This is a genomic window from Mucilaginibacter sp. UYNi724 (assembly GCF_054057495.1).
Genome location: NZ_JBSRZI010000012.1, coordinates 57,483 through 79,619, shown reverse-complemented (window position 1 = coordinate 79,619; position 22,137 = coordinate 57,483). Strand labels below are relative to the sequence as shown.

The window sequence follows — 22,137 nt, the reverse complement described above, 5'->3', positions numbered from 1 at the left end:
TTATGGCAACACCAAACGAGCAAGCCAGTAACGAAGCATCATCGGCACAGGGTTTTAAAACAGCGGAAAAAACTGTTGAGAAAGACCTTAACCTAAACCAAAGCCTTGAAAAATTATCAAGGGTTGGCGGTTTCGACCTATTGGAAACTACAATAGATGGCCTACAAAACTTAAACCCTGAACGTAAAGCGCGTAAACAGATATTTTTGACAGATGATGAAAAGAAACTGGAACGCGAAGAGCTTAAACAAAAGCTTAGCCAATGGATAGAAGCCCTTGAAACAGGCGGCAACGTTAGCGAAATGGTTACAAACAGTACCGAAAAGCTGCAATTAGCCGAAGAGAACCTGAATACCAATATCCACGATGCACTTGAAAGCACACGTGACCTGGAGCAGGCCTACCGCTCGTTACAATTATTTTATAAAAACACCGAGTCGGACAAGGTGAAGAATTTAGTGATCATGAACGCGTCGTTAGATCAGTTGAAAGAATTGGATAACCCACGCTTTATTGATTACGTAGGCAGCGAGCTTAAACAAAACTACGATAGGTTGGATCTGCGGAAAAACTACTCTATAATGGTTATCCCCGGTTACCTGGGGTCGAACAAGGTGGTCGAAAAATGGTCAAAGATAGCTTTCGAGAACAAAGTAATGCTGGTGACTGACTTTGCTGACTTGGAACAACCGGATGATGTGATAGACCTGTTTACATCTGCTAACCTAACCGGTGGCGATGCCTTCAAGTCTAACACGATCATGACGTGTAACTGGATGGTTGGCCGTGGTAAAGTAGCCGAGGTAGGCGAAGAGGATGACCTTTACGTACCGGGCTCATCTGCATTGGCGGGTAAAATGTATTACACGTTAATGTCGCAGGTTACCGCGGGTAAAAAACACGGTGCCGTAAACGAAGTAGATGGCGTGCGTTTCGACCTGAAGAAAAGCGAGATCTCTCACCTGGAACGTATTGGCTTGGTGCCAATGGTTAACGAGTATGGTAAAGTAATGGCGTTTTCTGCCAAAACTTTATTTAATGGCGATAATATTGGCTTACAAACCTACTCGGTAGTGCGTGTATTTGATTACATCACCAAAGTATTGTTTGACTTTTTGAACCGCCGTGCATTTGAGAACTGGAACTCTAAAACAGAGCAGGACCTGCGTTCTCAGATAGTTAAGTTTTTGGATAATATCCAGGGGCCCGATCGTTTGATAGAACGTTTCAAGATCATAAAATTTGAACGTGATGAGGTACAGAAAGACAGGATCCACCTGGATATCAATATCACTCCTTACTTCCCTGCAAAAAGTTTTGTGGTTAAGTTAGACGGCCATAAAGGTGAAGATGCCAGTGCCACCTGGAACACCGAATACAAACAACAATAATATTTATATAATATTTGTTTATGCCCCGCCTGTAATAAAGGCGGGGCATTTTAATTTAATGTTAGGTTAAGTTTAAATATTACTGCACATGTAATTAATTACTGCTTACTTTTGTGGCAGCAAATGAAGCATGTTGTTATTATAAACGCGGATGTAAATAAGGGCGAAACCACACAGGCCCTTATTAATGCCTACAGGCACGGAGCCGAAGGTGGGCAGGCGTCTGTAAAAGATATTGTAATTGCCGACCTTAAATTTAACCCTAATAAGCAGCTGCCGGGCAGTATTGGCGGGTTGGAGGCGGATTTAACGGATGCTGTTGTTAAGTTGATGTGGGCCAGCCATATTGTGGTATTTTGCCCTGTATTTAAAGATTCTATCAATTTTAAAATAAAAGGTTTCTTTGACCGCATTTTTATGCCTGACCAGGTATTTGTGGTAAACCAGCCAAAATTTAGTAATGATTTTCGCGGCCGCTCCGCACGTATCGTATCTATCCTGGATGAGGCTGCCTGGGCCGATTGGCAAGAAACACAACGCGCTACTTATCTTTCTATTAAACGATCTGTTTTAGAAAAATGTAATATTAAACCGGTGCATACAAGTGCTATTGGCCATATCTATTCCCTTGAAAATCAATACGCTCAAAAGTGGCTTAAGAAACTTTATAGCTTCGGTATCAAGCTGATATAGATAATTATAGGTTGATTTATTATTTCTCGAAACAATATATAATCTCATCTGTAGTTAATATATAAAAACCGATGGTCGGTTTTATTAATAATAACCTTTAAAATTTATCGTTATGGCTTTCAAAGCAAGATTAAATTTTTCGGGCAAAGAGTACGATGTACTTAATTGCTCGTATGCCCTAAACAGAGATGTTGATTCAAAAGGACGCCCGTCATCAGGTGTTTACGGTGGTACTATCGATGTAGAGATTGAGTCGACCGAAGACACGTCGATTATTGAATCAATGGTTAACAATCAGTACAAACCCGTTACAGGAACGTTGCTGGTAAAAAAATCTGACGAAGATTCTAAAATGAAAGAACTATCCTTTGAGGACGGTTACATTGTGAAGTATTCTGAAGGCTTAAACATTGTTGGTGATACACCAATGACCTACAAGTTTACCATATCTGCCCGCAAGTTAAAACTTGGTAATGCAGAGCATGTTAACGACTGGCCGGGACGCGCCAACTAATTCCATCTTATTTTAATTAATTGAGTTTACGCTTTGCCGAAATGGCTTAAGGGTGCCTCTGATTGTTACACAACAAAATTTATTATCATGGCTTTTAAAGCAAGAATTAACATAGGCTCGAAAGAGTTTGACGTGCTGCAGTGCAGCTACGCGCTAAGCAGAGATGTTGACGCGAAAGGTCGCCCATCATCAGGTGTTTATGGTGGTACCATCCAGGTTGAAGTAGAATCAACCGAAGATACTTCGGTTATCGAATCGATGGTGAACAACCAATACAAACCATTAAGTGGTACCATCACCTTCAAAAAATCTGAAGAGGATGCCAAAATGAAAGAACTAACTTTTGAAGATGGTTATATCATCCAATATAACGAAGGTATTTCTATAGTTGGGAACGCACCTATGACCCTTAGTTTCGTATTGTCTGCCCGCAAGCTTAAAATTGGCAATGCCGAGCACGAGAACGACTGGCCGAAATAGGCGTTAGCCGAACTCGCAAATACCAAGATACGGAGGAGATAGAAGAGTATCTTCTCCGTTTTTTTTAATCCGGTCAGCTTCTTTTTTAATCTACCTAATGAAAAAAAAGAAAAGAATAATTAAGCACGGTTCGCCTACCATTCGCAAAAAAGTTAAGTCTGTAGCCCCTACAGCTATGGAATACATATTGCTTTTTAACACGTGCGAGATCAAGAAAGAAAAGGTAGCTGCAATTGATAAAATAATTGACGAAAAAATAGTTGTTAACCGGGCACGGTACGAGGGGGTGTCAAGCCTGGTAAAAGGAGGGGGTATCAATACTTCGTTTTTAAATAAACAACCTCTGTTTCAGTCATCCTATACACCATTTTTTAACAGGTTCCCGTTAGCTGCCGATTCGGCTTCTGCAGCAGCTCCGATTGCCGACTCTACATCTACCGCATTGCCGATAGATACCACGGCTTTAAGAGTGTTAACTACACCGTTAACGCCATTTAGTTTACCCAAGCCATCAATGGGCTTAAACTTTAACCAAAAGTACGATCTGCTCACAGGCAAGTACGTTGATAATAACGATCCGTTTGGATTGAACCGTGATATTTTTGGCGGTACAAACTTTTTTGCAGGCTCATCGGTACCGTGGTATTTTATAGCTTGCGTGCATTACATGGAGTGCAACTTTAGTTTTAAACACCATTTGCATAACGGCGATCCTTTAACCGGTTATACCGTACATGTACCGGCCAACAGGCCTAAGGTAGGGCACGCGCCTCCCTTTAAATTTGAAGAAAGTGCGGTAGATGCTATCAAGCTGATGAAATATGACCAGGTTACCAACTGGAGTTTATCATTCATATTGCTCAAGCTTGAAGGATACAATGGTTTTGGTTATAACAGAAAGGGTATCCATACTCCTTACTTGTGGAGCTACTCTAACCATTATACCAAAGGTAAGTACGTAAAAGATGGCGTTTACGATGCCAATGCAGTATCCAGCCAGTTAGGTGCAGCGGTTATATTAAAACGAATGGAACAAAGGGCATTGATCAGTATTCCCAGGAATTAGAATGAAGCAGCTATTTAAATATATAAAGTTTATAACTATTAGCTTGTTGCTACCGGCGGTTTATGCATGTAATGGCAGCGCGGCAGGAAATAGGCAGGCCGATTCTGCAACGGATATTAAAACAAAAGATACCGTTTCCGCAGCTACGGGCACGCAAAATAAAGTGGCTGACGAGCAGCAATTCAGGTTGTTTTTTAAGGCTTTCAAAGATGCTGTTAAAGCTAACAATAAAGCACAGCTTGTAAAAATGTTCAGTTTTCCACTGCAAACTTTACCGCAGTGGACAAATGATGAATTAAAAAGTAACCCTGTTAATGTTAACGACGGCTTGATAACCGGTCATGATTTTTCACAGTATTACAATGATATTTTCACTAAAGACGCGCTTAAACTGATACCTGCAAGTAAAGAGAATGACCTATCTGAAATTGATAAAACAACTGCCGAAAATTATTACCTCACTTTAAAAGAAGCTACTGATAAAGGCAGTACATTATACGAGTTAGAAAAACAATACACCGAAGGTAACGGCAAAGAAACTTCTTTCGGGTTTGTTTTTGGTAAAGTAAAAGGTGCTTATAAAGTTATAAGCTACTATAGGCCATGGCCATTAAAATAATAACACTAAGCCGCACAAAATGGATAGCAAGATAAAAGTACATATTAGCATAGAGGGTACGCAAATTGCGCACTTTTCATCTTTTACACTGGAGCAACGTTTTAACGAACACCATACCTTTCAGTTGCGGTTTAACCACGACCAGATCGAGAATACCAACAATGTAACACTCGAGAAGTCAAAAGAATTTATTGGTAAAAATCTTACGGTGCAGTTTGGCCGAACCGAAGATGCCGACCACCAGTTTACCGGCAAAATTACCCGGGTAGAGATAGCGCAGAGCCACGGCTTTCAGGGAGATATTGTAATTAGTGGCTTTAGCCCGAGCATCCTGATAGATCGCGGTGCCGATTTAGGTTCATATTTGGACAAAGATCTTAAAACCATTTTACAGCAGGCCACAGCCGACGCCCCGCAAAATGACCTGAGTTTTAACATCGCGCCAACATACACATCGCCAATTGACTATTTGATCCAATATCGCGAAAGTGATTTTGAGTTTATAAACCGCCTATCGGCAGAATACCACGAGTGGTTTTACTACGATGGCACAAAACTGAATTTTGGCAAACCTACCAAACTGGAGGAGATAACCCTGATATATGGTAGGGATCTGCACAGCATCCAGTACGGTATGCAAATCTCGCCGCTTAGTTATCAAAAATTCTCGTACAATTCCGTACAGGATCAGTTGTTGACATCTAAACCGTCGGGCACGAGTAACGGCTCGGCCGATCTTTCGCATGCTATCGCGGCCTCTAATCAAGTTTACAGTAAACAATACAACGAGCCACTTGATGTAAGGGTGAACTCGCAAAAAGATATAGATACGTTTGTAAACGATGAGCATAAAGCGATAGTATCCGAATTGTTGAGCATTATGGGCAATGGCGATAATCCGCAGGTTGCCTTGGGTAAGGTGGTAAACATCAGTACCAGTATGCGCGGGCAAATCGGTTTCGAGGTGCAAGATTTTGGTAAGTTTTTGGTAACGGCCGTTTATCACCAGTTGGATGGGGTGGGGCACTATCAAAACACTTTTGAAGGTGTATCTGCCGATAGTGAAAAGCTATTGGTTAAGAACGCGCAAAAACCAAATCCCGATATGCAGTTGGCCACCGTGTTAGAAAACGACGACCCTAAAAAGCAAGGCCGGGTTAAAGTGCAATTTAAATGGAAATGTACTGCTAACGACCCTACCGAATGGCTGCGTGTAATGAGCCCCAACGCAGGGAGCGGAGATACAGGAAAAAATCGCGGTTTTTTAGTGGTACCCGAAAAAGGCGACCAGGTGATTGTAGATTTTGAAGAAGGTAACATCGCCAGGCCTGTAATATTAGGTAGTGTATACCATAGTAATAATGTAGATAGCGGCGGCTTTAGCAATAGTAATCTAAAAGGGATGACCTCGCGCAAAGGCAGCCATTTAAGTTTTGACGACGCAGCACATGCGCTCACATTGGCTACATCAGCGGCTAACGTTGTTAATGTGCACGAGGGCGATGGATCCGTACAAACAACTGCGGCACAAACCATCAGCCATAAAACAGGAAGCAACTTTATTGAAGTGAAAAATAAAGATGGTTCTATTACGCTGAAATCTGATAAAGTAATTACCTTTCAAAGCGGCGATAGCTCCATTACGCTTAACACAAATGGAACAATCAGTATAAAAGGTAAAATATTTAACGTAGAAGCCGATAACAACCACATCAAGGGTGAAAGCAAGATTGATGGCGGTAATGTATTTATTAATTAATTAGCGTTAATGTATTATGTGGAGCTTACTTAATAAAGAAGAAAACAAAGTAGATATCTTAAAAACAGGCGTAGCACAAAAATATATATGCACTATCGACAGCGACATACAAATTGGTACCATGAACGTTGTTACCACAACTGAATGCCGGTGGGTAGTAACCGTTAAGAATATAACAGAGCAAGAATATCGTTTAGAGATTTTAACGCTTGATAATCATATTATATCAACTAATAATCCATCAGTACATGACGTGGCCGCGTTAAACAACCTTTTTAAGGAAATTTATAACGAACTGGATGTAACAGTTAACAAAAAAGGCCATGTGTATGCTATAAATAACCTGGTGCAAATCAAAGATAAGTGGTTGAGGGTACGTGGTCAGCTTAAAGCCTTAACCGCCAACGAAGAAAGCATAGCCAGTGTGATACGGTTAAATGACGATATTTTTGATAACAATGCTAATTTAATGCACACCATAAAGGCCATGGAGTTTTTCGAGATTTTCTTTAATGGGATATATGAAGAAAGCATACCCTATTCCGGCAGGTTTACACGCAGAAGTAAATTCCAAGCAGCTGATATTGATTGGGCAATACGTTACAACTTTGAAAGCAGTGATAATAAGACGGTGGTTTTTGAGGGTGAAAATGATAAACGGCCCAATGCAGATTGGCTTCGTAACGCATATGGCCATTTTACTTTTTTAGAACCAGCTACACTGGTGCCTGTTATTAGTTGTAAAGGAAAATATCAAATTGATCCCGAAACCGGGATGGTTGCCAAAGCATCATACTATACAGAGGAAGTAGTACATGTGCAATTATTATTTAACAAAATTAAATATACGCTAACTCAATATTAATCTGTTTTTTGCAATCATGTATTCAGAAAAAACGTTACATATATTTAGACAGAACGGATGGTTTGAAGGCCGACGTATCAAGCTTGACAAGTTTACCCACGTATTATCAGGGTATAATGATGAGTTTGACTTAACGGGTGCCGCCGCCAGTTTATATCAGGAGTTGGGTGAGCTCAGTTTCTCGTTTTATAACGCCCGTAATAATCGGGTAGAAGAGATCGTATTTGATGTGGAGGAGGCGGTATCGGTTCTGTTTCCTGGTGACATAAAGGAGGATTACCTGTCTTTAACTAATAGCAAGGTGCTTACGCCTATTGCTTATTGGAATAATTCGGCCGGGATTATTATGGCAGATGAAAAAGCACGAATCTATTTGGGCGTGGATGATTATTTTGAATGCCTGGGCCAGACACCTGAGGAAGCGTTTGACAAAATTTTTAACAGCCAGGCCGGGCAGCCTGTAAATCAGGAAAGGTTGTAAAATGAAACACAATAGCACAGAAGTTTTAGAGGCCTCAAAAGAGATGCTTAAAAGGTTAAAGATCAAATATGAAACCATTAAGGTGCAGGAATTTAAGCCAAATGCTAAAATAGAAGAAACAGGTCAGATTGTTAACTTATGGGTGGTTAATTACACATATACGGTATTTGAAGAGGAATCGGCATTTGTTTATATTGATGATACTGACCTTAAGCTGATTTATGTACTCACCAAACATGGCTATATAACAGATTGATCACGAAAGGATATTTATGAGCAAGTTTCTGAACGAGGGCGATTTTTTTATGTGCACCGGGGGGATGATGCCTGCTAAGATGAAGAGCGGGCAGGTAACCACAAGCAAAAAATCAGCTGTAAAATATATCCGGATAACGGATGTGCAAACAACGTCATTTGGCGACTTTGTTTGCAAAAAATTAATGTTACTTATGGCAGTAGCGGCAGTTCTTTTTGCTTTGCTTTGCGCGGTAACAGGCGGTGCTGCTTTAATAGCAGCCGCGGCAATAGGTGGTGCGGTAGGCGCTGCGGCAGGAGCACTTATTTGCGGCACTAAGGCTGCGGCCGCCCGTAAATGGTTAATGCCTAAACAGCAAGTTTATATCAACGGGCAGTTGGCATTAACAGATAGCTCATATATGACATGTACCGCCGTAGGTACCGAGCAAATCCGGCTGGCCCCTCACATTAAAAATTGGTGGCAGGCCATCGCTGTAGGGGTTACCAACTTTGCTGGCGAAATGTTTAAATGCATTATGGTGGGCGCGGCTGCTGCCGGTGGTATTGTTTTACTTACCGAAGGTGCGGGTGCCTTTTTATCTAACGTGGCAGCAAATTATTTACTCACCTGGACCTCAGGCTGGGGCCTTGCCTTGCGTGGCGGCATTGGTGCCATGGGTGCCGTACAAAGTAAGTATGTAGGTGGTGACAGTACTGGGGATGCTTTACTGCACGGTGCGCAAGGCTCGGCTTATGGTATGGAACAGGGAACGGCTCAAAGTATGGGTAATATTGCCACTGGTCAGGGTAAACCAGAAGATTACGCAGCATTGTTAGCCTGGGGAGCGCCGATAGCACCTGAAGCTAAAAAAGGGCCCGTTGATCCTGATGCTATGGCTGGCAATCCATGGGAAGGCAAACCACAAAGTGGTAAAACCGGTTTCCTGGAGAGTAAGCGAATGAGCCGTTCAGAGTTAACGGAATATAAGGAAGGCTTAAAAGATCAGGGTATCGGTTTTGAAGTCGATAAAAACGGTCGCTTGCCCGATAATGTGCGTGCTGGATTTGATAATCAAAATGGCAAAGTTTACTTACGAAAAGGAGCTACTAATTACGAAGCGTTTCATGAGGCACAGCATGCCAAGCAATGGAGGGAACTGGGTAAAGATGCTTATATGAAACAAAGCAGGGCTGAGCGTGAACAATATGTTTACGACCAGATCGTGAAAAACAAAGGCCAGTTTAGTGATGCCGAATTGAATCATGCCCGTAATTATATCAATAGCGAACGTTCAAAAGCGGGATTACCCCCTGTGCTGAATGCCATGGAAGGTGGTACACCCAAAAAAGGTGAGAATGGTGATTTGTTTGAAGATCCGACTGTAGTAAAAAATGAGGCTGAAAACGTAAAGGCGAATGATGAGATTGGCGCCAAACCGGAAGAATTTAAAGTTGGCGATGAAATAGCTGGTAAACCAATCGTGAATGTAAGGGAGGGTACAAATGGTAAGGTCGCAGTAATTGGAAGAAAAATGGCGGGACATGTTGAAGATGTAGGCGCAAACTTAGAAGGCAATGGAAAAAATGTGGAATTGTTTAACGAGCAAAACCAAAGTAATAAATTATTTAATATTGATGGAGAAACGTATACCTGGAAAGAGGTTGCCGATGATTTTGGTAATAAAGGTAAGTACGTAAGGAACGAAAAAGGGTGGATTGTTGATTCTGATCTAAAAAATACATTAATGTACAAGGCTAATGAGCAATGGGCTGGAAAGCTGGCTGCTGAAGAATATACGGTAATAGATATGGGGTATCCACCAGATGTACAATCTAATAGTGTATTTTATGATATGGAAAGAAACGTAATTTTTGGTAAATAATGTTATGAATACAATTGATATATTAATCGCAATTATTAAGCAAAATTTTAATTTTATGACTTTAAGGGGGTATTCATTTGATACATCAAAAGTTTATAATGAAAACAATGAAGCAAGAATTTTTGCAAAACTGGAAATGAAAAATGATGCTCTTAACAGGCACTTAATATTTACGATCTATCCAAGAGCTACTACCGAAATTGAAATTTACATAACTGATTGTAGTACTGACTTAAGTATGAACATCAAACATTACACCGAATTCAAAAAAGGCAACGTAGCAAAACCTACGTCAGATTTCATAGTAAATATGAACAATCCATCTTTGTCTGTAAGTGAAATATCAACATACCTACAATCATTATTTGAAACAGACCTTAAAGATGTTGTTTATGGTAAGCAATGGATTACTTTTCCTACTTATGATGCCAGGGACGAATATTGACACTAGTTTTAGTCAAAGAGAACAGACACGAGCGAAGGCTAATCAGATCAAATCTAAAACGTTAGAAATTTAAGATTTTAAAGGCCTTGGTAATTAGTGGTAAAGATAGCGGCTTAATTGTGATTATATTCCCATTTGCTGGAATCTGGGTGTCCGTAAATCAAGGTTGGATTGGCAATTTTAATTACTTAAGCCATTGATAACAGTATATTCCTTGTTGCAAATCAAATGTATAATATTCAAACGCACTATGTCTAAATAATATCAATGATGTCCACCCCCAATAATTGATTCGAAAATTTACCATAGAAGTATCCGCTGCGCAAGGTATAAATGTTGTGGCATTAAAAAACTAATGAAATGAGTTGGTTAAAAAACATGGGTGGATTTATCGGATACATTTTAGGCGCTATAATAATATTGCCCGTGTTATTAATTGTTTATAATTATTTTTTTATTAACAAGAATGATGTTTCGAAGTACCTTGCTGTTTATCTAAAAAATTCAACAGAGGTTAAAGTGCAGGTTCCGGCGTATGATAAGAGTAGTTTACCTAATGATGATATCTATACAACAAAATCTTACACCACATCTATGCAAGCAAAAAACATGGGCAGGGATGGCAGTAAGAAATCAAGAATATATTACAGGTTAATATTGGATGGTAACACTAACAAGTATTACCAGGTAACCATGTTTGACCTTACTAACGGCTTTTTTGGCGCTATTGACAATAATACAATTTATGCTAAAGTAAATAAAGATCATTTTGCGAACATAAAATATGGTACTAAAGGTAACCCAATCTTAGCATTCAGCGTGCGCGGCGCAAATAAGCCACTTACCGAACTCCGTGCCACCGAAGGCAACCCTGGGGGCGTCGAGATAAATATAGATACTCCCCCCGAACAATACCAATACAATGCTTTTACGTATTTAACCTATGCGGTGACCAGATCCGGGAAGTCTACAAACCGATCATCTTCAGCGAGCAATTTGTAAGCATCAGTGGAACACGAAGCCCTGTATGGTGGTAAGGTAAGGAGGCTGATTGTGGTTACGGCCGTATCTCCGGCTCGTACCCGGTAATAACGTTTAATAAAATTTTGACCGCTTTTCATCTCTTTATTCAGCGGGTGGCCAGGATTTCATTTGCAGGAAAAAGCTTTGCTTCCAATTCTACATCCTTTTGATAAATATCCGGGTAGGTGATTAGTTCGCCCTCCTTTATTGCACAAGTCAGGTACACGATTGTTATCGGCAGGGGTTTGCCAAGCATGAAAACTTCACGCTGATATTTTTTCATGGCTTTTGGTAATGATTTGGCCGATTTGGGCTGGCCGTCATTCGTTAACACCAATTGTCCCAACTTTTCTGCGTCGTCGAGCCAAACGCAACCTGTGGTTATTGCCCTGTTATCCTGATCAAAGAATGCTTTCCGGGGCATGTCATGCAGATCGATACGGTAAGGATTACTAAAGCGGAAAACCAGCCGGCCCAAGGCGGCATCATGTCCGGAAGCATGACGGAGATTATAGTTATTTGGATGCTGTGTAACAGCCAAAATGCTTTTGGAGTTGATTACAATGTAGCGGCCGCTTTTGTCATAAAGTGCATACTTATTCTTTTTCAAAAAAGCCGTGTCGCGAATGGCGGCTGGCAGCAGTTCGTTGATAAAGCGCTCCCTGGGCACAACAACGTCAGGCGCCGTCGTCAGATAGGTGATCCTGCCACTCAGTTCGGGGGTATGGTTAACTTTACTGCCGACAGCTACCCGGAAGGTATAATCGTTATCATGCTCATGATATTGTAGCGCATAAGCCGGCAGATTAATGGGTATATAATTGCCCTCTTCTAAATTCTGCCAGCGAAGACGCTCCATATTGATGGCAATAAGCCGGATCTCCCGGTTACTCACCTCATAATTGTCCCCGGCATACTGACCTTCCAACAGCCGCATACGCCGCTGAAGCTCACGGTAAGCTTTAGTCACCGGCTGTGCTTTTTCTGCGTTTGCCCAAAAGTCGTAGGCCCGTTTTTCATGAATTGCCACTAAAATAGCGCTGTCCGCATGAAACCCTTTAAAATCATTTCCGTCGATCACCGCAGTTGTATTGCGTGGATTGAATTTACCATAGTGCAAGTGGTTTAAGAAAGTGATCATTGCATCAGTTAGTACGATTTCCAGCCGTGCCCTTTCGTTAACGCCGGCGTTAGCGGGCGTATCCAGTGCCTGGTGCATCCTATTATAAGTTAGCTCTGCCGGGTGATAGTCACCGGGCGAAAGGCCATATTGAAGCACACAATCGAGCATCATCATCACCTGCCACGCCGGTCCTTCTCCATTTTGGGATTTCATCCAGATAGGTTGCTTTCCATTTTGTTGGTAAAGTCGTTTTACAGTACCCGGAAAATGCAGGAGGCCCGGCTCCCCATTATCAAGCAGCCGGGTAATTTCTTTGGCAATCAGGCTATCTTTGGTGTTTGCTGCTGCTGACTGGAAGGGGGGAAGCAGTACATAACAAATACAGGTTATCACAAAAATATTTTTCATTGCATGTCCTTGTTAATGAGTTTGATAGTATAGCACAATAGTAAGCACTTTGGCCAGGAAATACATTGATGGGCAGCACGCCAAAATGTGATACTGGTCAAGTTTGAATGATAAGCCGGCCAGGCGGTAAGGCTATTATTGAAAGATGCCATTGACAATGGCGAGAATAAAAGATTAAAGCAGAATGTGAAACTGATAGATGCTGCAAATAATAAATTTTTAAAATGCAGTCTGTTTTTAACAGTTTAAATAATTGGGTTGTCAACTAAAGAGGCGATAAAGTAGGCGCCAAAAGCAATAACTTTGGTTTAAACCCAAAAAAGCACGAGGATACAACCAACAACCATTTTAGGTTGCAGATTTGATGAAACATTATTGTAAGTAAAAATGAATATTAAAAAGATGGACAGAAAAAGGCACTGATTGCCAAAAACGGATTTAAATGCGTAGTGCCCTAAGTACCTTTATCTCTGGTAACCCCAAAAGAGATTCGCCAGATTCGACAAATCCCGCAACAACTTTCATGTTTTAAACTTAAATTTAATTTCTCTTTTCACTGAATCTTCGATACGAATATCAAGCAGGATCAGATTAGCAGGAATAATGTGGATATGTTGTGCGGCCCCGCCTGTATTTGATAACAAGACGTCATAACGCTTCTAAAGTAGGCGGGATATTTTAATTTAGTAAAACCAACGCCTTTTTCACCAGACTTAGACCGTGCGGCGAATAGGGCAAAGCGAGGGCAAACCGGTGTCCGTGTGCATCCATTTTTAAGAGCGTTTTTTTGAGGATGTTGACTACTTTATCGTCATCGTGTTTGGGGTAAAAGTCTTCGTACTGAAACTCAAGGAATACCAGGCAAAGCGCGTTCTCCATCGTTTGTACATCGGCATCTGCCTTTATCCTCTTTTTCAGTATTATTTGTTCCACCCGGTCCATTTCTGGCTGGTTATAGCCCAATTGCTGCAAGATATTCGTTGCAATTTGTGCGTGGTGTTTAGCCAGGCCGCTGCGCCATTTCAGGTAAGCTTCCCTACCTTCGGGGTAGCTTTCCCTGGGAATTTCCCATCTGCCGATATGCTGGCTGCGCGAGGCGAGGAGTAATTCTTCATCGGCACCGGGCTCAAGTTTTATCACCCATTCGTATAATTTCAGGGCGAAAAAATATTCTCTCGGGTAGCTAATACCACCCCAATCAAAAGTGTTCGGGTCGGTTTTATTATGGTTGTCAAATTGCTCAAAAGCAGCGGCTATTTTGTCCATGGGTACAAATTAAGCATTCCTTATACGTTAACCAAAAATGTTGGTTTTTTCTACCGCTAAAAAGTCGCCTTTTGGCGCTTCGCAAACGGGGCAGGTGTAATGCGGAATATCTTCAAAAGCGGTTTGCACTACTATGCCATTATCCGGCTCGCCGTATTGCTCGTCATAAACAGTGAGGCAATATTTGCATTGGTAAAGGCTTGGTTTGGCATTAAGGTTTATTGCCTCCTCCATTTCGGGTTCAAGTTCGGGCATGGTGGTTCCGCTATGGCTTAAAATATGATAGTATTGCCCACAAAGAGCAATCAGGCATTCCGCCAATTCGTTGCGTGGCACTTCGCTTTTAAATAAAACGAGGTCTTTATAATTGGGGTTAAAATCGCGGGAGTGCAAAACATCAAACACACCCTCTGCCTGTTTGCGAATAATAACGGAGCCGGAAAGCCCCGTCTTGGGCTGCATTTTTATGGCGAAGCAAAGCCGATAAGTGCGCAAGTCGTGCTCTTCAAAAATGCGCACCAAATCTTTTTTAAGCACCAGGCTCTCATTGTAAAGGTTTTCGGTTTGCCAGTTTAACTCGTTGGCAGCATGCCTTATGTTGATCTGGTATTTATTCAGCACAGCGCCCCAATCTTTACGATTAGCATCGCTTATCCCTTTTACAATTAACGATTTCCACGGCGTGGTGTACAATTGCCCCACGCGGGTGCTAATGCATAGTTCGCAAATGTCCTTCAGGAAGGAAATGGAAAAAAGTTCATTCCGGCGGTAAATGCCCAACCAATATTTGTTATTGATGTATTGATTAAAGCCTTCATAATACGGCAAATAAAAATCGGGTAGTTTAAGCGTCTCAGTAATAGCTTGTTCGCTAAAGCTGTTGTTCGCGGTTACCATCTCATAAAACGGCTGCGGGTTTACCTCGGGCTGGTCATAAAAAAGGTGCTTGTTCTCGAAAATTATTTCTTCGGCTACCTTACTAATTTCAGGAATATCGGCTGAATAAACCAGGCTGGGCCAGCAATAGATATAGTTTGTTTTTGGGAAACGGATATAAAAATACCAGTAATTGCTCACTGGCGAACTAATGAAATTCATGTTGCCGCTAAAAAACAGCACAAAGGTTTGGTTACAATCTACCAGGTTTATTTTGAGCCGCGGCTTGTGGCTAAACATGTCGAAAATATCCTTGTAAACACCTTCCTTCAGCCAGCTTTCGGTATTGAAAATAGCATCCGTTACGTAAGAACTGATGATATTGGGGAAATTGTCGGTATCTACTTCGTAGCTTAGTTCGGCTTGCATCATATCCATTTCCAAACCGTCCAGCAGATCGGCAGAAATGTCAAAATATAACTGCTGCCGATTGCCTATACTGATATCCGTTGCGCCGGCTTTAGCCGCAATTATAAGTATCTCGAACATATCCCCGGCAGATACTACCCCGCCGGGCAGGTTTACTTTTACACAATAGGTGGTTGCTGTAGTTGTCATCTTGCTTTTAATTGGCTATGGCGTTGCTTAAACGCTCTTCTAATATTCTCTTTACCTCGGGCCGGCACGATCCGCAACCCGTGCCCGCACCCGTGCTATTACACAAATCCTTCAAATTACTACAGCCCGATGCTATCTTGTTAAGAATGTTTCCGCTGCCTACATTATTGCAACTGCAAACCAGTTTGCCTAAAACAGGCTCCGCCTTGCTCACTCCGCGCAGTAGCTGCAGGCGCTTATCGCTTAGCTCGGTTTTATTGGCTATCAATTCTTTAAACTCCAGCATTTCACTTTTATCACCAATTAAAATGGCGCCCACCAACCTGTCTGCATGTATGATGCACTTTTTGTAATAGCGCTTGGCCTTATCAATAAAAACAATTTCTTCATAACCGGGGCTATCCGGGCATTCGGACAAGCCAATGCTGCATAGGTCAAAACCACTTACTTTTATAATATTCATAAACACACTGCCTTTGTAATAGCTGGCAATGTCGCCGTTCATGTACTTGGCCATTACCTCCGCCTGTTGTTCGGCGGCTGCGGTAATGCCATAGAGCGTGCCTTCAAACTCGGCAATTTCGCCTACGGCATAGATATCCGGGTCGCTGGTTTGCATACGTTCATTTACAACCACGCCGCGCTTGCATTCCAGGCCTATCTCCTTAGCCAGTTCTAAATTTGGCGTTGTACCTACAGCCAATATCATCGCGTTGCAATCAATTTTGCGGCCGCTTTTTAATACGATGCCAGTTAGCTTGGTGCGGCCGTAAAAAAGCTGCACTTCATCGTCGTAAAAAATATCGCATCCCTGGTCTACCATTTCCTCATGCAGCAACTGGCTGCCCAGCGTATCTAACTGGCGGTTTAAAAACCTGGATACACGCTGCACAATGGTTATTTTAACACCAATTTCACGAAGCGATGCAGCCATCTCCAAACCCAGCAAACCACCGCCAACTATCACCACATGCGCTTTAGCGGGGATGAATTTTTTAAAGTTATCCGCGTCGTTACGGCTGCGCATAGTGAATATACCGGGCAAAGCAGGCACGTTTTTAGGCATGGTTGCCCTACTACCGGTCGCCATCAGCAATATATCGTAACCGGTTTTTATTCCACGAGAATCTGTTACCTGCTTATTCACGCGGTCTATTCTTTCTATACTTACCCCGCGTAAAAGCTTAATATTATACCCAGGCTCTTCCTCGTCGTTCATTTTTACAAGTTGCTCCCAACGTTGCTCGCCGCTGATGTAATCGGGCAGCATTACGCGGTTGTAAAAAGGGTGGTTCTCTTTGCTAAAAATAGTTATCTGGTCATCGGCGTTTAGTTCCCGGTACGATTTTACGAAGCCATACGCGCCCGCACCTGCCCCTATCACCACTATCCTTTGAAAAGGCTTTTTATACTTTTCAATTTTTACGGCGCAGTATTTAAAGTCTGGTTCTTTTGAAATAGGATCTAACCGTGCGCTGGTAACGTTATTGGCGCGGTTAAGGTCGTTGTTTAATATTTTGCCCCAGTGCATGGGTAAAAACACCACGCCCGGTTTTATTTGTGTCGATAATTTGGCTTGTACCCTAACATCGCCGCGTTTGGATGTAACGGATACCATGTCGCCTTCGCTGATGGCTAAGCTTTCGGCATCAGCGGGGTGAACCTCTAAAAAAGCCTGTTTATAATGCTGCGTCAGCTTATTCACCTTGGCGGTTTTGCTCATGGTGTGCCATTGGTCACGAATGCGGCCTGTGGTAAGGATGAAGGGGTAATCGCCATCCGGTTTCTCGCTTGTCAGTAAATCGCTAACGGCACTTATCAATGCTTTTTTTGATTTTGTGTAAAAAACGTTATCGGTAAACAGCCTTGGCGTGCCCTGCTGTTTGCTTTTTTTACGATAAGGCCATTGCACCGTTTTTAGCTCCTTTAAAACAGCATAGTTTAAGCTGCTGATATCGATATTGGTTTTAGCCGTTAGCCTGGCGTGCTCAGCATAAATACCAGCAGCGTTTTCAAAATCGAACCCCTTGTAACCCATTTTGCGGGCAAAGCGGCAAATGATCTCTGCATCGGGCAAGGCCTCGCCGGGTGGCTCAATTATTTTGTTTAAATAACTAATGCGCCTTTCTGAATTGGTCATGGTACCTTCTTTTTCGGCCCAAGCTGCTGCGGGCAGTATTACATCGGCGTAAGCCAAAGTTTCGGGTTTGTTGCTTATTTCCTGCACCACCACAAATTTGGCTTTCTTTAAAGCTTCCTCAGCCAGGCGTACATTGGGCAGGCTGGTTAAGGGGTTGGTACACATTATCCATATCGCCTTTAACCGCCCATCGTTTAAAGCATCAAACATCTCCGTGGCGGTAAGCCCCGGTTTTGGCTGGATAACGCCACCACCCCAAAACTGCTGTACTTCTTCGCGGTGCAGCGGGTTACTTAACTCACGGTGCGCCGGGAGTAAATTGGCTAATCCCCCGGCTTCCCTGCCGCCCATAGCATTGGGCTGCCCCGTAAGCGAAAATGGCCCCGAACCGGGTTTACCGATGTGGCCCGTAATTAAATTGAGATTGATTAGGCTAAGGTTTTTATTTACCCCAATGGCGCTTTGGTTTAGCCCCATTGTCCACATGGTGATAAAGCCTTTTGCCTCGCCTATGTATTTTGCCGCCAGGCGTATGCCTGCTTCAGTAAGCCCGCATATGCGGGCGGCTTCGGCAAGGGTACGCTCAAAAACAACGGACCTGTATTGTTCAAATCCTTCGGTGTGGCCCCTGATAAAATCAATGTCTATATCATCGTTCTCTATCAGCAGCCTGCCTATGGCATGGTTCAAGGTCACATCCGTACCCGGGTTTATTTGCAGATGCAGGTCGGCAATGGCGCAGGTATCCGTTACGCGCGGGTCAACTACGATGATTTTGGTGCCGGGATTGGCAGCTTTATGTTCCTCTACCCTGCGCCAAAGTATAGGGTGACACCATGCCGGGTTGCCGCCGGTTACAAAAAAGCAATCTGCCAGTTCAATATCATCATAACATATCGGCACGGCATCTTCGCCCAAAGCAATTTTGTAGGCCGCCACCGCGCTGCTCATACACAAGCGCGAGTTGGTATCAATATTATTGCTCCCAATAAATCCCTTCATCAGCTTATTCATCACGTAATATTCTTCGGTAAGGCATTGCCCTGAGGCATAAAACGCTACCGAATCGGGCCCGTATTTTTCTATAAAAGTTTTAAACACGGCTGCTGTGCGTTCCAGGGCTGTGTCCCAGCTTACCTGTTGCATGGGCATATTTTTATTGTAGCGCATCTGCGGGTGCAGCAGGCGGTCGCTTTTATCATTAACCGTGTAATGCAGGTTTAAGCCCTTGCTGCAAAGCATCCCTTTATTTACTGGGTGCGTTTCATCGCCCAGCAAGGTAATGCTGCCATCGCGTTCTTTGTTAACTACAATACCGCAGCCAACGCCGCAATAGCAGCATACTGTTGTTAAGTTATTTATTGATGCTTTTGGGCTCATTTGCTTATGCCATATGCTGCTCTGCCAGTTCCTGTTCAACAGTTACCCTGGCTGTTGACAGTTGCTTATAAAAATTAGTTGCCAATACAATTACCGAAACTGCTATTACCGTATAACCTATGTAGGTGAATGCCTGCACATAAGTAATTGTGCTTGATTTGAACAGGAAGCCGAACAGCATGCCGCCAAGGTTGCCACCGGCACCTACTACACCGCTCACCAGCCCCACATTTTTTGCGTTTACAAATGGCACAATACCATAAGTGGCGCCATTAGCCATTTTTAGGAACAGCGCAAAGGTTAGCATAGAAACGATTGCCATAAACAGGCTGCCCGATTGTGCGAACAGGATAAGCCCCCCACCTTCCAGCAATAACACACCTGCAAGCAGCAAGCCTTTACCACGCATGCCGAATTTTGCGCCAACCTTATCAGATACGATACCGCCAAGGGCACGGGCAAATAAATTCATAAAGCCAAATATGCCCGCCCAAAAACCGGCCTGGCTTTGCGATAGGTGAAAAGAATCTACAAAGTGCAGCGATGCTACGTTATCAAAGGTTATCTCCATACCAAAGCACATGGCATAGGCAAGGGTTAAGGCCCAAATACGGCGGTCGGCCAGTACCGGCCAGTCCGTTTTCGCAGATTTTGGGTGCGTTTCGCCTATTTCATCGTAATTGCCGTTCGGGGTATCTTTGGTATATTTTGAATATAAAAAGGCGATAACCAGCATCATCACACCGGGCACTATCATGGCGTAGCGCCACGCCTCGGCTGTGGTGTAACCAAAGCCAACAATAGCCGCAAATATTAATGGCATTACCATATTGGTTACGCCGCCGCCCAGGTTGCCCCAGCCGCCGGTAACCGCATTTGCGGTGCCTTTTATGTTGGGCGCAAACATCATAGAAGTGTGGAACTGCGTAATCACGAACGATGCCCCAATAACTCCAATAGCTAAACGGAACAACAAAAATGTTGTGTAATCATGTGCCAGCCCCACAAAAAACACGGGTAACGAGCCTACAAGCAATAGTCTAATGGCCGTTTTACGCGGGCCCCAGGTATCGCATAGGCGGCCGATGATGAGCCTGGCTATGATGGTGGCTGATACCGAAGCAATTATAATATTACCTACCTGCCCTTTTGTTAAATGGAGTTCGGCACGTATAGTTGGCATTAGGGGCGCCAGGCCGAACCAGCCAAAAAAGCACACAAAAAACATGAGCCAGGTTATATGGAAGGTGCGCATTTGCACGCCTTTTATAGAAAATATATTCAGTTTAGTAAGTTGAGTTTGCATGTGGTAAGATTTTATTTTGTGAGAAAATCTGGTTTAATATTGAGTTGCAGGTAAGCCCATACCGGGTGTAGCCCTGCACTGCCGGGCGCTATATTTTTGGCATATTCCATGCTGCGGGTAGCAGCCATATAGGATAAGCCAAGCCCCAGATCGCTAAACTTGTTGAGTTTATATCCTGTTGTGAGGTCGAATTCGGTGCCGAGGTATTTACTTACCGGCGCTCCGTTTATATCTTTTTGATCTTGCGCAAGCATAAAATAATGGTTAGCCAGCTCGGTAGTGAAGCGTTTGTTGGCAGATGCATATTTTATTTTAAGGTACGGGTTGCTTAAACCGCCGGTGGGCGAACCGCTTACCGCATAAAAATAATCCATGTATCCCCAAAACTTATGCGGCGTACCGTACAATGGGTCGAACCGGTGGTTGGTTGCAGATGCCGAATACGCATCATTGCCTGATAGGTAGTCCCAGCCCGCCGTATAACTCACACTACCCGGTTTGTACGTTGCAGATGTAGTAACAGTGTAGGCATTTAGTTTAAGCCCATCCTTATCATGCCCGCCCTGGTAATAATAGCCCGCTGTAAACCCAAATTGGTTTTTACTGCCCAGCACCGGGTTAACTAATAGGCCTGTGGTAAAGCGTGAGTTTACGCCGGTTTGGTTAAAACGTTTACCGTAGATGTAGCCTACATCGGCACCCGAAACGTTCTTTACAGAATCTAATATATACTTGCCAAACTGGTCTGCAAGGAACAAGCCCGACACCTTAGTTTTATTAAACTTTTTGGCGATGTATAAATACTGTAAGGCTTTATAATTTTGATTTAAGGCATTAGTCCCCGGTGAATTTAAAAATGCCGGACTACCATTCCTGGCGCTTATACCCGTACTATTTACCAACGGGATTAAGCCTGCAGGCGTATTAGCCAAATTGCCCTTACTATCTTTTACCGTTGCCGGGATATTGGCCGGTGTATAGTAGGTGCCGTTATAATTGATGGCTTCGCTGTTTTGGTTATATGCTGCACCGAAATCAACCTGCCAGTTGTTTTGAATCAACTTCAGCACAATGGCATCGTGCCGGCGGCCCTGTTGCAACCAATCGGAGTTGCCTAATAAGCGCTCATCATCATAAACCAGTTCCTGCCGGCCTACTTTTATACCAAAGTAATCTACCGGGGATGATTTAAAAGAAGTGTCTTTTTTATTAGAGAGGATAAGTTCTGCCCAGGCTTCGTGCAAACTAAGTTTATTACCATCAGCTATGGTTATGGTAGATGCATCCTGCCCCCATAGCCTTACATCCTGTATAGCGGTATGGAAAACTACCCTGCTCGATTTAAAGTCGAAGACAAGGCGGGTACGCTGTGAAATAAACGCAGCGTTTTTAAAGCTGATAGTTTTTAAAGTACCATACCCGTCGCGTACCTCGCTGCGGGCACGCAGCTGCCCCGAAACGCTTACCTGAGCCCGGGCTTTTGTGCCGGCGGCCGCAATAATTATGGGAATAGTTAAGGCAATAGTGTATCGGTTTAATACATTTTTGTACATTTGAAGTGGTT

General features: G+C 43.0%; 19 protein-coding genes. 13 read left to right on the top strand and 6 right to left on the bottom strand.

The genetic code is table 11. From position 1 onward, the window contains the following. Positions 1-2 precede the first annotated feature (2 nt). The 13 genes from ACVW0P_RS16745 to ACVW0P_RS16685 all read left to right on the top strand — a co-directional run bounded on the left by ACVW0P_RS16745 (position 3) and on the right by ACVW0P_RS16685 (position 11,435). Positions 3-1,391: a DUF5458 family protein gene (locus ACVW0P_RS16745; RefSeq protein WP_457133084.1), complete on the top strand. Its 1,389-nt coding sequence runs from the start codon at positions 3-5 to the stop codon at positions 1,389-1,391. Between the two features lie 123 nt (positions 1,392-1,514). Then, entirely contained in the window at positions 1,515-2,084 is a 570-nt protein-coding gene (locus tag ACVW0P_RS16740) for an NAD(P)H-dependent oxidoreductase (protein WP_354431540.1), read from the top strand. A 112-nt stretch (positions 2,085-2,196) separates the two neighbouring features. Beyond that, the gene (gene tssD / locus ACVW0P_RS16735; protein WP_354431539.1) at positions 2,197-2,598 is read left to right on the top strand and encodes a type VI secretion system tube protein TssD; all 402 of its coding nucleotides are present in this window, start codon (positions 2,197-2,199) and stop codon (positions 2,596-2,598) included. 87 nt (positions 2,599-2,685) lie between these two features. Next, positions 2,686-3,078 (top strand): type VI secretion system tube protein TssD, encoded by a 393-nt coding sequence (gene tssD / locus ACVW0P_RS16730; protein WP_354431538.1) that lies wholly within the window; start codon positions 2,686-2,688, stop codon positions 3,076-3,078. 97 nt (positions 3,079-3,175) lie between these two features. Further along, entirely contained in the window at positions 3,176-4,144 is a 969-nt protein-coding gene (locus ACVW0P_RS16725; protein ID WP_457133083.1) for a hypothetical protein, read from the top strand. Position 4,145: 1 nt separating this feature from the next. Further along, entirely contained in the window at positions 4,146-4,763 is a 618-nt protein-coding gene (locus ACVW0P_RS16720) for a hypothetical protein (protein ID WP_457133082.1), read from the top strand. Between the two features lie 19 nt (positions 4,764-4,782). Further along, complete coding sequence (locus ACVW0P_RS16715) at positions 4,783-6,522, top strand: type VI secretion system Vgr family protein (RefSeq protein ID WP_457133081.1); 1,740 nt, start codon at positions 4,783-4,785, stop codon at positions 6,520-6,522. A gap of 16 nt (positions 6,523-6,538) precedes the next feature. Continuing rightward, positions 6,539-7,387, top strand: a complete 849-nt coding sequence (locus ACVW0P_RS16710) for a hypothetical protein (RefSeq protein ID WP_457133080.1) — start codon at positions 6,539-6,541, stop codon at positions 7,385-7,387. Between the two features lie 16 nt (positions 7,388-7,403). Continuing rightward, positions 7,404-7,868 carry an SUKH-3 domain-containing protein gene (locus ACVW0P_RS16705; RefSeq protein WP_457133079.1) on the top strand — a complete coding sequence of 155 codons (465 nt, stop codon included), beginning with the start codon at positions 7,404-7,406 and terminating at the stop codon, positions 7,866-7,868. A gap of 1 nt (position 7,869) precedes the next feature. Next, on the top strand, positions 7,870-8,124 hold the full coding sequence (locus ACVW0P_RS16700; protein ID WP_457133078.1) for a hypothetical protein: 255 nt from the start codon (positions 7,870-7,872) through the stop codon (positions 8,122-8,124). Positions 8,125-8,140: 16 nt separating this feature from the next. Next, on the top strand, positions 8,141-9,988 hold the full coding sequence (locus ACVW0P_RS16695; protein ID WP_457133077.1) for a zincin-like metallopeptidase toxin domain-containing protein: 1,848 nt from the start codon (positions 8,141-8,143) through the stop codon (positions 9,986-9,988). Positions 9,989-9,992: 4 nt separating this feature from the next. Continuing rightward, on the top strand, positions 9,993-10,433 hold the full coding sequence (locus ACVW0P_RS16690; protein ID WP_354431530.1) for a hypothetical protein: 441 nt from the start codon (positions 9,993-9,995) through the stop codon (positions 10,431-10,433). A gap of 360 nt (positions 10,434-10,793) precedes the next feature. After that, complete coding sequence (locus ACVW0P_RS16685) at positions 10,794-11,435, top strand: hypothetical protein (RefSeq protein WP_457133076.1); 642 nt, start codon at positions 10,794-10,796, stop codon at positions 11,433-11,435. Positions 11,436-11,562: 127 nt separating this feature from the next. Here the strand turns inward: ACVW0P_RS16685 and ACVW0P_RS16680 are convergent, their stop codons facing one another. From ACVW0P_RS16680 to ACVW0P_RS16655, 6 genes are all read right to left on the bottom strand, one after another. Then, positions 11,563-12,987 (bottom strand): L,D-transpeptidase scaffold domain-containing protein, encoded by a 1,425-nt coding sequence (locus ACVW0P_RS16680; protein WP_457133075.1) that lies wholly within the window; start codon positions 12,985-12,987, stop codon positions 11,563-11,565. A gap of 678 nt (positions 12,988-13,665) precedes the next feature. After that, complete coding sequence (locus ACVW0P_RS16675) at positions 13,666-14,253, bottom strand: DUF4202 domain-containing protein (RefSeq protein ID WP_457133074.1); 588 nt, start codon at positions 14,251-14,253, stop codon at positions 13,666-13,668. A 27-nt stretch (positions 14,254-14,280) separates the two neighbouring features. Continuing rightward, complete coding sequence (locus ACVW0P_RS16670) at positions 14,281-15,747, bottom strand: rubredoxin (RefSeq protein ID WP_457133073.1); 1,467 nt, start codon at positions 15,745-15,747, stop codon at positions 14,281-14,283. A 7-nt stretch (positions 15,748-15,754) separates the two neighbouring features. Further along, on the bottom strand, positions 15,755-19,267 hold the full coding sequence (locus ACVW0P_RS16665; protein WP_457133072.1) for a molybdopterin-dependent oxidoreductase: 3,513 nt from the start codon (positions 19,265-19,267) through the stop codon (positions 15,755-15,757). A 4-nt stretch (positions 19,268-19,271) separates the two neighbouring features. Then, a complete protein-coding gene (locus ACVW0P_RS16660) occupies positions 19,272-20,573 on the bottom strand; it encodes an MFS transporter (protein WP_457133071.1) in 1,302 nt (433 codons plus the stop codon). 11 nt (positions 20,574-20,584) lie between these two features. Further along, the gene (locus ACVW0P_RS16655) at positions 20,585-22,126 is read right to left on the bottom strand and encodes an alginate export family protein (protein ID WP_457133070.1); all 1,542 of its coding nucleotides are present in this window, start codon (positions 22,124-22,126) and stop codon (positions 20,585-20,587) included. Positions 22,127-22,137 lie beyond the last annotated feature (11 nt).

Excerpts from the sequence above, each read along its gene's own strand:
- tssD (WP_354431539.1), top strand. The coding sequence starts at position 2,197 with ATGGCTTTCAAAGCAAGATTAAATTTTTCGGGCAAAGAGTACGATGTA.
- ACVW0P_RS16655 (WP_457133070.1), bottom strand. The coding sequence starts at position 22,126 with ATGTACAAAAATGTATTAAACCGATACACTATTGCCTTAACTATTCCC.
- ACVW0P_RS16705 (WP_457133079.1), top strand. The coding sequence starts at position 7,404 with ATGTATTCAGAAAAAACGTTACATATATTTAGACAGAACGGATGGTTT.
- ACVW0P_RS16715 (WP_457133081.1), top strand. The coding sequence starts at position 4,783 with ATGGATAGCAAGATAAAAGTACATATTAGCATAGAGGGTACGCAAATT.
- ACVW0P_RS16700 (WP_457133078.1), top strand. The coding sequence starts at position 7,870 with ATGAAACACAATAGCACAGAAGTTTTAGAGGCCTCAAAAGAGATGCTT.
- ACVW0P_RS16670 (WP_457133073.1), bottom strand. The coding sequence starts at position 15,747 with ATGACAACTACAGCAACCACCTATTGTGTAAAAGTAAACCTGCCCGGC.
- ACVW0P_RS16745 (WP_457133084.1), top strand. The coding sequence starts at position 3 with ATGGCAACACCAAACGAGCAAGCCAGTAACGAAGCATCATCGGCACAG.
- ACVW0P_RS16740 (WP_354431540.1), top strand. The coding sequence starts at position 1,515 with ATGAAGCATGTTGTTATTATAAACGCGGATGTAAATAAGGGCGAAACC.
- ACVW0P_RS16685 (WP_457133076.1), top strand. The coding sequence starts at position 10,794 with ATGAGTTGGTTAAAAAACATGGGTGGATTTATCGGATACATTTTAGGC.
- ACVW0P_RS16660 (WP_457133071.1), bottom strand. The coding sequence starts at position 20,573 with ATGCAAACTCAACTTACTAAACTGAATATATTTTCTATAAAAGGCGTG.
- ACVW0P_RS16710 (WP_457133080.1), top strand. The coding sequence starts at position 6,539 with ATGTGGAGCTTACTTAATAAAGAAGAAAACAAAGTAGATATCTTAAAA.
- ACVW0P_RS16690 (WP_354431530.1), top strand. The coding sequence starts at position 9,993 with ATGAATACAATTGATATATTAATCGCAATTATTAAGCAAAATTTTAAT.
- ACVW0P_RS16680 (WP_457133075.1), bottom strand. The coding sequence starts at position 12,987 with ATGAAAAATATTTTTGTGATAACCTGTATTTGTTATGTACTGCTTCCC.
- ACVW0P_RS16675 (WP_457133074.1), bottom strand. The coding sequence starts at position 14,253 with ATGGACAAAATAGCCGCTGCTTTTGAGCAATTTGACAACCATAATAAA.
- ACVW0P_RS16720 (WP_457133082.1), top strand. The coding sequence starts at position 4,146 with ATGAAGCAGCTATTTAAATATATAAAGTTTATAACTATTAGCTTGTTG.
- ACVW0P_RS16695 (WP_457133077.1), top strand. The coding sequence starts at position 8,141 with ATGAGCAAGTTTCTGAACGAGGGCGATTTTTTTATGTGCACCGGGGGG.
- ACVW0P_RS16725 (WP_457133083.1), top strand. The coding sequence starts at position 3,176 with ATGAAAAAAAAGAAAAGAATAATTAAGCACGGTTCGCCTACCATTCGC.
- tssD (WP_354431538.1), top strand. The coding sequence starts at position 2,686 with ATGGCTTTTAAAGCAAGAATTAACATAGGCTCGAAAGAGTTTGACGTG.
- ACVW0P_RS16665 (WP_457133072.1), bottom strand. The coding sequence starts at position 19,267 with ATGAGCCCAAAAGCATCAATAAATAACTTAACAACAGTATGCTGCTAT.